Below are 13,117 nucleotides of genomic sequence, written 5' to 3'. Positions count from 1 at the left end.
ATCCTCTTCAGTCCTGAAAGAATTTTGATCGTTTAAAAGCTGGTGAATTAAGTAAGAATGGCCAGTCTTTTTTATAGTCGAGGCCATACTGGAATAAAGAAATCAGCATACGCGCAGTCAGCCCCCAGACCACTTCATTTTCCACGCGCATACTCGGGAAATATAAGGACTGCTGGGCAAAGCGTACTTCATAAGGTGTGGGTTTGGCTTCAAGTAAATGCCGTAGTGAGGCAAAGAAAATCCGGTCAATTTCAGTGGGTTGTGGAATCAGCTGAACTTTTGGTGGAATCAGTCCAACAATCGGTTTTACCAACATGCCATTTCGTGCCTTTTGCATGGGCAGATCACCAATGAGCTGCACATCGAAAGGGTTCAGTGCGGTTTCCTCATAGGCTTCGCGTAGCGCTACGACGATATTGCTGGTGTCCTGCGGATCACGCTTACCGCCCGGAAAAGAAACCTCACCGGCATGATTAGACAGATAAGCCGAACGGCGGGTGAGTAAGACCTTGGGATCCGACTCATCCGTAATCGCAATTAACACGGCAGCATGCGCTGGCTGAATCCGCCTGGAAAAGCGCAAACGTTGCTGTAATCTGTGTGTTAAATTGCGTTCATCCATCCACGCTTTCCTCATTCTCATTATGATTTCATCATAGCTGATTTTTGATTCCTGAGGATAGAATTGATGCCAAATTTCAATTTTTCAGTTATCCTGAGTCTACTTTTTGTCATTGATGATGAATATGAACTTCTGTACGGCCTGTGGACATAAGACAACTGAAAAAATACCTTTAGGTGATCAAAAACTTCGTCATGTCTGCAGCTCCTGTGGTTTTATTCATTATATTAATCCAAAGATTATTTGCGGATCCCTAGTGGTCTGGGAAGACAAAGTACTGCTATGCCGACGTGCGATTGAACCTCGTTATGGCCTGTGGACTTTACCTGCCGGCTATATGGAACTGTTTGAAACCATGGAACAAGGCGCAGCACGTGAAACCCGTGAAGAAGCCGAAGCTGAAGTGGAAATCGAACAGCTGTACTGTATGTACAATATTCCACGTATCGGTCAGATTTATGTGCTGTTTAAAACTCAACTGGTGGAAGGCAAATTTGGTGCTGGTGAAGAAACCATTGAATCACGCCTGTTTGACGAAGTGGATATTCCTTGGGCAGAACTAGCATTCCCGAGTGTAGAAAGGACCTTACGTCATTATTTTGAAGACCGTAAAAATAATGTTTTCCCGATGCATCTCGAAACCCTAGGTTCACGTCTGGATCACACTGGTTAAAACAACAAACTACTGAATGCTACATATAAAAAAATGAGCGCCAATAAACGCTCATTTTAGTTTTTTGGAAAATAATTCTGTTTGTTTTACCTACGAAACTGATGCAGTAACTTCCAAGGGTGTTTTCAGGACCTTATTCTGTAAATACTTCAGACCTTCATTCATCTTTTCCTGCACCAACGGCGTCAGCGTATCCACCGTATGACCTTCTGTAGAAATCCCGGGTAATGCCATTAAATGTGCCGTGACATTTGGCATCTCTAACACTTTACGTACATGCTCAGCGAAACCGACCTGACCAATAAAAGGCGCAACTGTATCCAGTTCCCCCTGCTGATTGACATAACAAATCAGGCAAATCTGTACCGGGCGCTTTGCTTCAATTGCTGCACCCAGAATCCGGCCATGGACCTTCTTGATTGCACGTCCATCTGAAGTGGTGGCTTCAGGGAAAAACAGCACTGGAATGTCCTGTTTTAAAAATCCGGTAATCTGCTCACGGATCCGGAGTGAATCTCCCGACCCTCGCTTGATAAATAAAGTTCCCCCGCCCTTCGCCAGTTTGCCAAGCAGCGGCCACTGTTCAATCTCGGCTTTAGCCAGGAAAAACACCCGTGCACTAGAACCGAGTACTGCAATATCCAGCCAGGACACATGATTACTCACCCAAAGTGCGGGTTCTCGTGGAATGGTGCCATGTACCTGCACTTCAATATTAAATACCTTGCATAGCTGACGACAGAAATACTGCACATATCGCGTGTTATGTGGATTATTCGGATTCTTGTATAAACCGTGTCGGTAAACCAGATAGAACCCTTCACTCACTGCTGCGACAGAGGCAAACATTTTTCTGCTATAGAGCAAGAATTTTGCTAAACCACGAATTTCAGATGTTTCATTATTTATAGTCGAGTGCATACAAGGATCACTATTTCCAGGTCGATTCAGGTCATCATCTTCACGTATCTTTACCATTCTATACTGTTCATTCTGAACATGCATTGATTATAAAAACCGTTCAGACGGATTAAATTTTGCAATTTTTATTCAATTATACGATGAATTATTATATTTCCATTGAAAGAACAAATTATGGAGTTTTAGCATGCAGCAAGATCCAAAGGTTACGGTTGAAACTCTTCAACCCACACAAGCACTGAAATACATTTTTGTGACAACCGCATTCTACGCGGCTGTTTTAGTCGGCCTGGCTCAACTTTTTGTTGCTGCACTCTAACCCAAAACTCACAGAGCAATGCTATCTGTCCCTGTCTTTTTCCACTAAAATGAATTCTATTAAAAAAAAGTTTTTAAGTAGAGTGTGGACTGAGTGGAATATTTTGAACAGCATCGTGCCAAAGATCGTGTCATTCTGGTCAGTGTGACCGTGCAGATGCTGGAGGATCTGGATACAGAAGAATTTCACCTGTTGGCCAGTTCAGCAGGGGCAGAAATTCTTGAGCATATGCATGCTCAGCGTTTAAGACCCGATCCTAAATATTTTATCGGCTCCGGCAAGGCTGAGGAAATTGCAGAAAAAGTTGAAGCTCTTGAAGCTGATCTGGTGATTTTTGATCATACCCTGACCCCTGCGCAGGCACGTAACCTTGAGCGCGTTGTTAAATGTCGGGTGGTGGACCGTACAGAACTCATTCTGGATATTTTCGCGCTGCGTGCCCGTACTTATGAAGGTAAATTACAGGTCGAACTGGCCCAGTTACAGCATCTTTCTTCTCGCCTGATTCGTAGTCGTGGCAATCTGGATAGCCAGAAAGGGGGTATTGGTTTACGTGGCCCTGGTGAAACTTTACTGGAAACTGACCGACGTTTGCTGCGTGTACGGATGGGGCAACTGAAAGCCCGACTGGATAAAGTCCGTCAAACCCGGATGCAAGGTCGTGTAGCCCGTCAGAAAGCTGCTGTACCTACCATTTCTCTGGTTGGTTATACCAATGCCGGTAAATCTACCCTGTTTAATATTCTTGCAGATAGCGATGTCTATGCCGCTGACCAGCTGTTTGCCACTCTGGATCCGACCTTGCGCCGTCTGGACTGGGAAGGCATTGGCACTGTAGTACTGGCAGATACGGTAGGATTCGTGCGTAACCTGTCTCACTCACTGGTAGAATCTTTTAAAGCGACTTTGGAAGAAACCTTAGAAGCCACCCTGTTGCTGCACGTGATTGATTCCAGCAGTCCGGAAATTCTGGAACAGATTGATGCAGTAGAAAGTGTGCTCAAGGAAATTGGGGCTAATGTTCCAGTACTTCGTGTCTATAATAAAATTGACCAAAGCGGTGAAGACGCCAAGATTATCTATCACAAACCCAATCAGCCAGAACGGGTCTATGTGTCTGCTCACACGGGAGAAGGGATTGACCTGCTACGTAAGGCGGTACATGAAGCGTTGATGGGAGAACTACAAAAGTTTGAACTTAAGTTACAGCCTGCACATGGCAAACTGCGTAATCAGCTTTATGAGCTGAATGTGATTCAGTCCGAGCATTATGATGAGCAAGGTCAGCTGCATTTGCAGGTCAGTATTGCCCCACAGAAACTGGCACAGATCATCCGCCAGGCACATCTATCCCTAGAAGATATTTTGGGTGAGCAAGCAGTTCAGTTTCAACGGCCACTTGAAGAATTTGAAATACCGCGTAAGATCGACTAAAACTCGACAAATCAAATTAAATAGACTCTAAAATGAACTGGATTAAGCATATAGATTGGCCAGCATGGATCGGCACGCTGCTTCTAATTATTGTTTTTCGGGAAACAGCAGTATGGATCATGACCCAGCTAGAGCACCCTGAGTTAGGCAATCTGGTCGGTTTGATCAGCCTGCTCATCGTCCTGTTTAGCTGGCGTCGCTGGAGCAAAATTCCTGCCCGACTGGTAGATACCAATAACAAGATTATGAAAGAAAGTGCCTTTGCATTTTTACCTGTCAGCGCCGGCTCATTGATGATGCTGGTGCATATGGGACATAAAATTCCAGCCTTTCTGCTGATTCTGTTTGTTAGTACGCTCATTCCATTATGGGTCTATGCAAAAATGGCCAAGCGCTGGCTTTAGGAGATCATTATGTTATCTGTACTCTATGGTTTCCTGATCACGCTAGTGGCCTATCTTGCGGCAAAACCATGTAACCGTGTGATTCCTAAAATTCCGGTCATTGTCTTTGGCATGTTCTTCGTGCTGGCTATTCTGTTTGTACTGGGTGTTCCTTATGAACATTATACAGAAGACACTAATCCCCTGTTTAACCGTCTTTTAGGCTATGTTACGGTGGCCTTGGCAATTCCTCTGGCAGCGATGCGCTATGATGACCTACCATTAAAAGGTGTGATTGGAATTCTGATCTTCGCCAGTATCAGTGCAGTTGCCCTACCCATGGGACTCGCTTATCTGTTACATATGGCAGCCGGTGACATCATGGCCTTTGCCACTCGTGCAGTTACTACCCCAATTGCGATTAATATCGCAACTTTACTGGATGCACCAATTAGCCTGGTGATTCTGATTGTAATTCTGTCTGGTGTCATTGGGGCTGCGTTTTCCCCCCTCATTCTGCGTCATATCAATGACGAACGTGCTTCTGGTCTTGCACTAGGCCTTGCCGCCCATGCGATTGGTACAGCGCAAGCCTGGCAGCGTGGTAGTGTTGCGGGTCGATACGCAGCATTTGGTATGGCAGTGAATGCAGTCTTTACGGCCCTCTGGCTACCGACTTTTATTCTATATCTTCAGAATCTTTAATCTGACCACATCGTCATTTCTGGATGACTATATCTATTTTATATAGTCATTTTATTCTTATATCGATTTAGATAAAAATATGAACTATTAAATTCTAATGACAAATTAGTCACTTCATAAATTCATTTGAGTTTCATACCAGTAATTAAATTGACCTAAATGACAGATTTTAACTTAGTAATTTTATATATTTATAATCTTTTCAAGCGTTTTAATATTACTAAATTCCCCTATTTTTAACTTGGCTACACGCTGTCTCTTTGGTCAGTTATTTTAAATATTTCTTTCTCACTTTCCTATACATCATTCAATATGGGTTAAAAATCACGTTTCCCCTAACAAGAATATTGTTATAATCTTTAAGACTTAAGTATGAATCTCTGCCTATATTCAACTTGCATTTTTTTATATAAGGTTGTATGAATAATAAACATATAGATTTTTTAGTCTTTGTGTATTAAAACTTCATATACAGCAAGAGTGAAGCAAATCAAATGGATATTTGATTTTGAAATACAAGGAAATTGAATGAAAACAATGAGTGTTTTCAGGACATCTGGTGTTGCTTTAAACCCAATTTCTTGTGGAGAGAATTGGATAAGCAGCTGGCAGCAGATGCATGACAAGACAGATCCGGCCATGGTCCTGATTAAATCGGCGAAGTATAATAGAGGTGGCTTATCTAGAAATTTAGGCACCTCGTTATCCCACCCACTTTTTGGTAATAAGCCAATAAAACAAGGCGCTGATCATTTGCCCTCCACTCAGTACTCATTTGAAATACTGGAGCCAGAAGCCTTCAATAAATTGAAATTCACTGCATTACATCATGCTGGAAACGCTACGCTGCAATCAGCATCCGATATACATATTCATGACCTGATTAATCAGGTCGCTGTCAATGGTAATCCCTTAAATTTATATGACCATACTCAAGTTTCGGTCATGGGACTTAAACACAACTGAATTCTTAGTGCAGACTGATCAAAAAATAACTAGTGACTGTCTGTAACAAACCACATGGGGATGATTAATATGAAAAAATCTAAAATCGCAATGATGCTAATGGGTGCATGTATGACTGTGTCAGCTTTTGCACAGGATTTAACCGGCACTTGGCAACAAATTGATGATAAAACTGGCTCCCCTAAAGCCATTATTGAAATTCGTCAAGAAAATAACGGTACTTACGTAGGTAAAATCGTTAAAGTAACGCCTCGCCCTGGTTATACCCCACAAAAAAGCTGTAACAACTGCCCGGCTCCGTATACCAATCAACCGATCTTAGGCATGGACTTACTTACCGGCTTAAAACAAGTAGGTAAAGCCAATAACTATGATAAGGGTCGGATCATCGATCCGCTGACCGGAAAAATTTATGATGCCAAAGCTCGCCTGAATGCCACTGGTAAACGTCTGACCTTACGTGGCTATATGGGAGTATCCGCATTAGGTCGCAGCCAAACCTGGATCAGACTGGATTAAGGCCCTGTAAATAAAAAAGCCACATCATGTGGCTTTTTTATTATGGCTTAGCTTGAGGATGACATGACCGGATTATCAACCTTAAATAATTCTTTATCTTCCAATCGATACGCAATCAGCTGATTTCCCCAAACACACCCGCCATCTACATTCTGAATCTGTGGCGTAATGGTTTTCCCTTGTAATCCAGCCCAGTGTCCAAAGATAATTTGATGGGTTTTGGCAGCTTTCGACTCAAACTCAAACCAGGGTCTGAAGCCTTCCGGCATTGGATCATTCAGAGAGTCTTTAAAACTGTATTCTAAACGTCCTTCTGTATCGGTTAAACGCATCCGCGTCAGGTAATTCACGATACAACGTATACGCTCATGACCCTGTAACTCATCTGACCAGAGTGCTGGCTCTTTACCAAACATATCGCTCAGGAACGCATCCATGACTTCAAAATCATCATGACCTATGACTGCTTCTACTTCTTTGGCTAACTCAGCAGTCTTGGCAACATCCCAAAGTTTAGGAATACCAGCATGCGTGAGCACTGTCTGTTCATTCGGGAACAGACACATAGGCTGTTTCCGCAGCCAGTCAATCAGATCATCACTGTCGATGGCATCAATCACATCACGGACATTGTCCTTGTCTTTAATCGGCTTAATGCCGCGTGCATAAGCCAATAAAGTCAAATCATGGTTGCCCAGCACTGTTGCAGCGACACCATTATCGACCAACTTTTTAATGAAGCGCAGCGCACCCAGCGAGTTTTCACCCCGAGCGACCAGGTCACCCGCAAACCAGATAAAATCCTGATCCGGATCAAAGCGGATTTCTTTCAGTAATGCCTTCAAGGCCTCAAAACAGCCTTGCACATCACCAATCACATAATTGTATCGAACAGTGCGAGTCATTCTTTTTAAGCTACCATTTGATCAGATAAAGCCACAAATTGAGCAAGTGTCAGGGTCTCTGGACGCGCCATTGGATCTACACCTGCCTTTCCAAAACCATCTTCAACCAGCATGCCTTTTAAGCTATTACGCAAAGTTTTACGACGCTGGGTAAATACGTGGGATACCAGACGTGCCAAAGCTTTTTCATTCTTCGCCACGATCGGTTTTACGTCATAGGGTTCTAGACGGAATACCGCAGAAGTCACTTTTGGCGGTGGATTAAACGAACCTGGTGGCACTTCAAACAAGAATGTCGGTTTGCAGTAATACTGGATCATCACCGACAAACGACCATATTCTTTGGTGTTTGGCGAGGCGGTAATACGATCCACCACTTCCTTTTGCAACATGAAATGCATGTCTTTAACTTTGTCGCCGAATTCCAAAAGATGGAATAACAGTGGCGTCGAAATGTTATATGGCAAGTTCCCCACGACACGTAATGGACGGTCAGGTTGGAATAATTGCGTGAAGTCGTATTTCAATGCGTCTGTTTCAATAATCGTTAGACGTTCAGGATGCGGCACACGACCCGGCAAACCTGCAGCCAAGTCACGGTCAAGCTCTAGAACGGTTAAAGCATCACATTCACCAATTAAAGGTGAAGTTAAAGCCGCAAGACCGGGACCAATTTCAACAATATTTTCACCCGCACGTGGATTCACGGAACGGACAATTTTTGCAATGACACGTTGGTCATGTAAGAAGTTTTGACCAAAACGCTTACGCGTGTGATGCCCTTCATCTTTTGGGTTTAAGGCATTAATTTGATACATAAAAACATTTCCAACGTGAGTAATGAACAGTCATCAGTGGCGCGCTAAATCCAGCGCCAGATCGACAGCGACATGTAAGCTTGAGCTTTTCGCAAGTCCTGTACCTGCGAGGGAGAGTGCTGTGCCATGATCGACAGAAGTTCGGATAAACGGTAAGCCCAAAGTAATATTGATGGCTTCACCAAAGCCTTGCGATTTTAACACAGGTAAGCCCTGATCGTGATACATCGCCAGAACAGCATCGGCATCTTTTAAATTTTCCGGGGTAAATAAGGTATCAGCAGGTAAGCTCAAGCTCATATTGATGCCTTGAGCACGATAAGTTTCCAGCACTGGATTGATCACGTCAATCTCTTCCATACCGAGATACCCTCCCTCACCGGCATGAGGATTCAGACCACAGACTAAAATATGCGGATGCTCAATTTTAAATTTTGATTTCAAATCATGAATCAGGATATCAATCACCTGATGCAAACGCTCAGGCGTAATTGCATCTGCGACTGCCCGTAACGGAAGATGCGTTGTTGCTAAAGCGACACGTAAGGTTTTAGTTGCCAGCATCATCACCACACGAGGCACACCAGCAAATTCCTGATAATATTCAGTATGCCCACTGAAATGAATTCCGGCATCATTAATGACTGACTTTTGCACTGGTGCTGTTGCCACACCAACACTTTTCCCGGTCATGGCATAGTCAGCTGAACGACGTAATTGTTCCAATACATAAGCAGCGTTATGGCTATTGAGCTCACCCAATATCACTTGTTGTTTTAAAGGTACATGCTCTACATAGAGCTGACCTTCTTCAGAAGAAGACTCTTGTCCCTTATATTCAATCAGCTCTATTGCCAGATTTAACTGCTGGGCACGCTGACCCAACATTTCCAGATCCGCAAGTACCACAATCGGACGCTCATCAACCCGATTTGCCAGACTCAAGCAGATATCAGGACCAATTCCGGCAGGTTCACCACTGGTGACATATAAAGGCAGCATCTTCTTCTCTATTCACTAAGGCCTTCAATAGTATAGCCTGTTTCAAACAGGCTTGCGTGCAGCGATCTGTACAGTGTTTTGGACTGTGGTGATTCTCAGAGAAATCTGCGTTACAAATCTCGCCAGTTATTTTTATGCATTCTGCTTAATTTTTCTTCCCTTATGCTCGTAGATTATATAAAATACAGCGCTTGAAATTTTTAATTTTCATTTGTGATTCTTCACGTATTCGTTTAGAATCTCGTCTCCTTTTGTTTGGACAGATTCCACCGTCCAAACCAACTATAATAGGTAGTGGTTTAATGAAAACTCTCAGCGCTAAGCCAGCTGAAGTTCAACACGACTGGTACGTTGTTGATGCTTCTGGCAAAACTCTAGGCCGTCTTGCGACGGAAATCGCTCGTCGTTTACGCGGTAAGCACAAAACTTCTTATACTCCTCACGTTGACACTGGCGATTACATCGTTGTTATTAATGCTGAGCAAGTTCAAGTGACTGGTAAAAAATCACTTGATAAGAAATACTATCGCCATACTGGTTTCCCTGGTGGTATCCGTGAAACTAACTTCGAAAAATTAGTTGCACACAAACCAGAAGAGATCTTCCAACGCGCTGTTAAAGGCATGTTGCCAAAAGGTCCTCTTGGTTATGCAATGATCAAGAAAATGAAAGTGTACGCTGGTACTGAGCATCCTCACACAGCTCAACAGCCACAAGTTTTGGACATCTAAGGGATACAGCACATGGCTACAAACTATGGTACAGGTCGCCGTAAGACCGCAACTGCACGTGTTTTCCTATCTGCTGGTACTGGTAAACTCGTAATTAACAACCGTTCTTTAGAACAATACTTCGGTCGTGAGACTGCTCGTATGGTTGTTAACCAACCGTTAGAACTTCTTGAAGCAACTAACAAATATGACCTTTACATCACTGTTGCTGGTGGTGGTATCGGTGGTCAAGCAGGCGCTATCCGTCACGGTATTACTCGTGCATTGATCGCTGCTGACGAAACACTTAAACCTGCTCTTCGTCAAGCTGGTTTCGTTACTCGTGATGCTCGTGAAGTTGAACGTAAGAAACTTGGTTTACGTAAAGCTCGTAAACGTCCTCAATTCTCTAAACGTTAATTCGTTTACCGAATCGGAAAAAAAACCCTGGTTTATTCCAGGGTTTTTTATGACTTTAAATTTACCACTGAATAGAATTGTATATATTATTGTTCATGAACATCTTTACCCCACACCCCTTCATGACACCAGAAGGACTTGGTCAGATAATAGTTGGCTATACCTATAATCACAAACACTATGATTAAACCTAAATTCATGATCATCTTGTTCTGCTCCTTTCATTTTTTCTTATAATCTACCCTGTCAAAAGCCAATTGGTCTTTTATGCTTCGTGCTTTTTAGGTTGATTTTTAGTATCCTATTCTACTCACTAAAATTTGCTCAGGATTTATGTCAGTCGAAAGCGCGCCACTTCAAGGAATCACCTTATATAGCCATGCCGATGACTTTCGTTCCCATTGGATTCGCTACGTTCTTACCGAAAAACAAATTAAATATCATTTAATCTTGATCGATAGTGACGATGAGGACTTGGCCAGTCTGAATCCTTATAATCAGCTACCGATGCTGATTGAAAATGATCTGAAATTATTTATTAGCCAGATTATTTCTGAATATATTGATGATCGCTATCGCCAGAACAAGCTCTATGCCGATGCACCGATGCCGCGAGCTGAGCAACGCCAATATCTATGGCGCTTTGAACATGACTGGCTTAAACTGGCCGATATCATGCTCAAACACCCGGATTCTTTAGATCCCGCTGCGAAAGCTCAGGCGCAAAAACAGCTTCGCGATATTCTGGTATCCCTGATGCCCCTATTTCAGCACTTTCCCTATTTCATGTCAGAGCAGTTCAGTATCTTGGACTGCATGCTTGCGCCGATGTTTATCCGTTTGCACAGTATGGGTGTAGAATTACCTAAACAGCAATGCCGCCCATTCTATCTGTATTGCCAGCGAATCTTCAGCCGTCCTGCTTTTATCAAATCAATGACGTTGCAGGAAAAGAACCGCTACGCTGCCCAGTTATCAAATTAATCGAGTACTCATTATGTCTGAACAGGAATTCAACCTTACGCCTACACGTCCTTATATGTCTCGTGCGATTTATGAATGGATCTGTGATAACAATATGACACCATACCTATTGGTTGATGCTACGCGTCCAAATACCATGGTTCCAGAACAGTTTATTAAAGATGGCCAGATCATTCTAAATATCGTACCACACGCCGTACATGCGCTACATATGAGCAATGACGCGATTACATTCTCGGCACGTTTCGGTGGTGTATCACGTGATATTTATGTACCAATGGCTGCGGTACTTGGCATCTATGCACGTGAAAATGGTCAGGGACTATTCTTTGATCCAAATGAATATGAGCATACACAAACTGAAGAAGATGCTTTAAAATCAAACATTGAAGAAGAACCTGAAACACCAAAGAAAAAACCAAGCCTCAGGTTATTAGATTAAATAAGAACGGAGTAAGTGAATGGCTTTTGATTTAGTACAATATTTTGTTGAACAGATAGAAACTCAAAAGCCTGAGCTTCTAAGTCAGTATCCAAAGCAGGAACGTCGTGCATACATTGCCGAAATCAGTGCGCTGACTTTAGGTAAGCTGGTTAGTGAATGGAAGCTTAATCCGAATAAGATCTATAATGAAATTAATCATCCTGATGAACTATATATCCAGGAAATTGCCCGTCATCTGAGTACACTTAAATCTAATCAGTCTACTCTTTCTCGTGAAGTACAAGAAGCCAATATTTATGAGATTTTCAAACTTCAGCTAATAGAGCTTAAACAGCTACATGATACCGGCAATCATAATCTGAACAGTATTCAGGAACTGTTATATGGTCAGATCGAGCATCTTTCTGGTCAAGCAGATGATTGGGTTTGGACAACAAATAATCTGTTAGAACTGAAAGGCTCTAAACCAATGCCACAAGAAGAGCTATCATTGGAGGCAACGATGAAGGAGTTTAATCAGATGGTCAGCCAAAACAATCAGTCCCTAGAACATGACGTTGAAGATGTGGTTGTAGTCAATGCGCCAACTTGGGCAAAAATTGCAGAGCCTGTAGTGGCGATTGTGATCCTATGGGTACTTCTAGATCAGGTTATGAAAGTGTTTGCTTAAATTATCCATCTAATAAAAAACCAGCTTTGAGCTGGTTTTTTATTTCTATGTAAACATACAGCATATAACTAAAAATAATACTTATAGGTAAATCTTTCATCCTTTATGAAATATACACCGTAGATATCAATACCCTTCATATAAGGCATTTGAGTCCATCTAGCTATAAGTCTATCTACCGATAGCTCGCAAAACGTTTTATTACCACCATGGTGGTAGGTAAACAAAGTTATTCACCTTTCACCCGCCCTCCTAGGCACTGTAGCGAAGTATTTAATAGCGATACTGCACTTAAGCATCAGCTAAAAAACACTACTAAAATCGATTACAGGGAATTCATCCTAGAAGATAACACTATGACTTTATATAATGAGCAAATTTTCTGCTGTAGCTTTATATAAAACTTAATATTTAGATGCTTTCTTAAATCTTGACCATAAAAAAAACACCCCCTTCTATTGAAGGGGGTGTTTAGAATAATGAGCTGGCGATGACTTACTCTCACATGGGAAACCCCACACTACCATCAGCGCTAAGAGGTTTCACTTCTGAGTTCGGGAAGGGATCAGGTGGTTCACTCTTGCTATGGTCGCCAGCACAACTGGTATGACTTTGCGTTTG

General features: G+C 42.5%; 17 protein-coding genes and 1 rRNA gene. 12 read left to right on the top strand and 6 right to left on the bottom strand.

From position 1 onward, the window contains the following. Positions 1-7: 7 nt before the first annotated feature. Positions 8-622, bottom strand: coding sequence for a CoA pyrophosphatase (locus ACS72_RS02485; protein WP_004811271.1), 615 nt, complete (start codon positions 620-622; stop codon positions 8-10). Positions 623-746: 124 nt separating this feature from the next. On the opposite strand from ACS72_RS02485, the gene ACS72_RS02480 reads away from it, so the two are divergent. Beyond that, complete coding sequence (locus ACS72_RS02480) at positions 747-1,295, top strand: NUDIX hydrolase (RefSeq protein ID WP_008304383.1); 549 nt, start codon at positions 747-749, stop codon at positions 1,293-1,295. Between the two features lie 90 nt (positions 1,296-1,385). Here the strand turns inward: ACS72_RS02480 and ACS72_RS02475 are convergent, their stop codons facing one another. Next, positions 1,386-2,216, bottom strand: a complete 831-nt coding sequence (locus ACS72_RS02475) for a 1-acyl-sn-glycerol-3-phosphate acyltransferase (protein ID WP_048881155.1) — start codon at positions 2,214-2,216, stop codon at positions 1,386-1,388. 187 nt (positions 2,217-2,403) lie between these two features. Here ACS72_RS02475 and ACS72_RS18865 point away from each other — a divergent pair, with 187 nt between their 5' ends. From ACS72_RS18865 to ACS72_RS02450, 6 genes are all read left to right on the top strand, one after another. Further along, positions 2,404-2,535 carry a hypothetical protein gene (locus tag ACS72_RS18865; RefSeq protein WP_265735834.1) on the top strand — a complete coding sequence of 44 codons (132 nt, stop codon included), beginning with the start codon at positions 2,404-2,406 and terminating at the stop codon, positions 2,533-2,535. Positions 2,536-2,628: 93 nt separating this feature from the next. Further along, the gene (hflX, locus tag ACS72_RS02470; protein ID WP_048881125.1) at positions 2,629-3,969 is read left to right on the top strand and encodes a ribosome rescue GTPase HflX; all 1,341 of its coding nucleotides are present in this window, start codon (positions 2,629-2,631) and stop codon (positions 3,967-3,969) included. A 32-nt stretch (positions 3,970-4,001) separates the two neighbouring features. Further along, positions 4,002-4,373 carry a hypothetical protein gene (locus ACS72_RS02465; RefSeq protein ID WP_048881124.1) on the top strand — a complete coding sequence of 124 codons (372 nt, stop codon included), beginning with the start codon at positions 4,002-4,004 and terminating at the stop codon, positions 4,371-4,373. 9 nt (positions 4,374-4,382) lie between these two features. Beyond that, positions 4,383-5,057 (top strand): LrgB family protein, encoded by a 675-nt coding sequence (locus tag ACS72_RS02460; RefSeq protein WP_004811286.1) that lies wholly within the window; start codon positions 4,383-4,385, stop codon positions 5,055-5,057. A gap of 528 nt (positions 5,058-5,585) precedes the next feature. Continuing rightward, positions 5,586-6,023, top strand: a complete 438-nt coding sequence (locus tag ACS72_RS02455; RefSeq protein WP_048881123.1) for a hypothetical protein — start codon at positions 5,586-5,588, stop codon at positions 6,021-6,023. A gap of 69 nt (positions 6,024-6,092) precedes the next feature. Continuing rightward, complete coding sequence (locus ACS72_RS02450) at positions 6,093-6,542, top strand: DUF2147 domain-containing protein (RefSeq protein WP_048881122.1); 450 nt, start codon at positions 6,093-6,095, stop codon at positions 6,540-6,542. 47 nt (positions 6,543-6,589) lie between these two features. Here ACS72_RS02450 and ACS72_RS02445 read toward each other — a convergent pair whose 3' ends face one another. Genes ACS72_RS02445 through pdxA form a run of 3 tightly spaced genes read right to left on the bottom strand, consistent with a single transcriptional unit; the run spans position 6,590 to position 9,267 of the window. Then, a complete protein-coding gene (locus tag ACS72_RS02445) occupies positions 6,590-7,447 on the bottom strand; it encodes a symmetrical bis(5'-nucleosyl)-tetraphosphatase (RefSeq protein WP_048881121.1) in 858 nt (285 codons plus the stop codon). Positions 7,448-7,452: 5 nt separating this feature from the next. After that, positions 7,453-8,265: a 16S rRNA (adenine(1518)-N(6)/adenine(1519)-N(6))-dimethyltransferase RsmA gene (gene rsmA / locus ACS72_RS02440; protein WP_048881120.1), complete on the bottom strand. Its 813-nt coding sequence runs from the start codon at positions 8,263-8,265 to the stop codon at positions 7,453-7,455. A 33-nt stretch (positions 8,266-8,298) separates the two neighbouring features. Beyond that, complete coding sequence (gene pdxA / locus ACS72_RS02435; RefSeq protein ID WP_048881119.1) at positions 8,299-9,267, bottom strand: 4-hydroxythreonine-4-phosphate dehydrogenase PdxA; 969 nt, start codon at positions 9,265-9,267, stop codon at positions 8,299-8,301. Between the two features lie 302 nt (positions 9,268-9,569). Here pdxA and rplM point away from each other — a divergent pair, with 302 nt between their 5' ends. From rplM to ACS72_RS02410, 5 genes are all read left to right on the top strand, one after another. Further along, the gene (gene rplM, locus ACS72_RS02430) at positions 9,570-9,998 is read left to right on the top strand and encodes a 50S ribosomal protein L13 (RefSeq protein WP_004811299.1); all 429 of its coding nucleotides are present in this window, start codon (positions 9,570-9,572) and stop codon (positions 9,996-9,998) included. 12 nt (positions 9,999-10,010) lie between these two features. After that, positions 10,011-10,397, top strand: a complete 387-nt coding sequence (gene rpsI, locus ACS72_RS02425) for a 30S ribosomal protein S9 (RefSeq protein WP_004811301.1) — start codon at positions 10,011-10,013, stop codon at positions 10,395-10,397. A gap of 333 nt (positions 10,398-10,730) precedes the next feature. Continuing rightward, complete coding sequence (locus ACS72_RS02420; RefSeq protein ID WP_048881118.1) at positions 10,731-11,381, top strand: glutathione S-transferase N-terminal domain-containing protein; 651 nt, start codon at positions 10,731-10,733, stop codon at positions 11,379-11,381. Between the two features lie 13 nt (positions 11,382-11,394). Beyond that, positions 11,395-11,823, top strand: coding sequence for a ClpXP protease specificity-enhancing factor (locus ACS72_RS02415; protein WP_004811307.1), 429 nt, complete (start codon positions 11,395-11,397; stop codon positions 11,821-11,823). A gap of 19 nt (positions 11,824-11,842) precedes the next feature. Continuing rightward, positions 11,843-12,496 (top strand): hypothetical protein, encoded by a 654-nt coding sequence (locus ACS72_RS02410; protein ID WP_004811309.1) that lies wholly within the window; start codon positions 11,843-11,845, stop codon positions 12,494-12,496. Positions 12,497-12,978: 482 nt separating this feature from the next. Here the strand turns inward: ACS72_RS02410 and rrf are convergent. Continuing rightward, positions 12,979-13,093 (bottom strand): 5S ribosomal RNA (gene rrf, locus ACS72_RS02405). Positions 13,094-13,117: the final 24 nt, after the last annotated feature.

It is taken from the genome of Acinetobacter sp. VT 511 (assembly GCF_001077515.1).
Taxonomy (GTDB): domain Bacteria; phylum Pseudomonadota; class Gammaproteobacteria; order Pseudomonadales; family Moraxellaceae; genus Acinetobacter; species Acinetobacter schindleri.
Note: the sequence above shows the minus strand (reverse complement) of the source record. Positions and strands in the feature narration are given on the sequence as shown.

What these genes read in the sequence shown, in the direction of transcription:
- ACS72_RS02485 (WP_004811271.1), bottom strand. Translation starts at nt 622, where the DNA reads ATGGATGAACGCAATTTAACACACAGATTACAGCAACGTTTGCGCTTT.
- ACS72_RS02480 (WP_008304383.1), top strand. Translation starts at nt 747, where the DNA reads ATGAACTTCTGTACGGCCTGTGGACATAAGACAACTGAAAAAATACCT.
- ACS72_RS02475 (WP_048881155.1), bottom strand. Translation starts at nt 2,216, where the DNA reads ATGCACTCGACTATAAATAATGAAACATCTGAAATTCGTGGTTTAGCA.
- ACS72_RS18865 (WP_265735834.1), top strand. Translation starts at nt 2,404, where the DNA reads ATGCAGCAAGATCCAAAGGTTACGGTTGAAACTCTTCAACCCACACAA.
- ACS72_RS02465 (WP_048881124.1), top strand. Translation starts at nt 4,002, where the DNA reads ATGAACTGGATTAAGCATATAGATTGGCCAGCATGGATCGGCACGCTG.
- ACS72_RS02460 (WP_004811286.1), top strand. Translation starts at nt 4,383, where the DNA reads ATGTTATCTGTACTCTATGGTTTCCTGATCACGCTAGTGGCCTATCTT.
- ACS72_RS02455 (WP_048881123.1), top strand. Translation starts at nt 5,586, where the DNA reads ATGAAAACAATGAGTGTTTTCAGGACATCTGGTGTTGCTTTAAACCCA.
- ACS72_RS02450 (WP_048881122.1), top strand. Translation starts at nt 6,093, where the DNA reads ATGAAAAAATCTAAAATCGCAATGATGCTAATGGGTGCATGTATGACT.
- ACS72_RS02445 (WP_048881121.1), bottom strand. Translation starts at nt 7,447, where the DNA reads ATGACTCGCACTGTTCGATACAATTATGTGATTGGTGATGTGCAAGGC.
- rsmA (WP_048881120.1), bottom strand. Translation starts at nt 8,265, where the DNA reads ATGTATCAAATTAATGCCTTAAACCCAAAAGATGAAGGGCATCACACG.
- pdxA (WP_048881119.1), bottom strand. Translation starts at nt 9,267, where the DNA reads ATGCTGCCTTTATATGTCACCAGTGGTGAACCTGCCGGAATTGGTCCT.
- rplM (WP_004811299.1), top strand. Translation starts at nt 9,570, where the DNA reads ATGAAAACTCTCAGCGCTAAGCCAGCTGAAGTTCAACACGACTGGTAC.
- rpsI (WP_004811301.1), top strand. Translation starts at nt 10,011, where the DNA reads ATGGCTACAAACTATGGTACAGGTCGCCGTAAGACCGCAACTGCACGT.
- ACS72_RS02420 (WP_048881118.1), top strand. Translation starts at nt 10,731, where the DNA reads ATGTCAGTCGAAAGCGCGCCACTTCAAGGAATCACCTTATATAGCCAT.
- ACS72_RS02415 (WP_004811307.1), top strand. Translation starts at nt 11,395, where the DNA reads ATGTCTGAACAGGAATTCAACCTTACGCCTACACGTCCTTATATGTCT.
- ACS72_RS02410 (WP_004811309.1), top strand. Translation starts at nt 11,843, where the DNA reads ATGGCTTTTGATTTAGTACAATATTTTGTTGAACAGATAGAAACTCAA.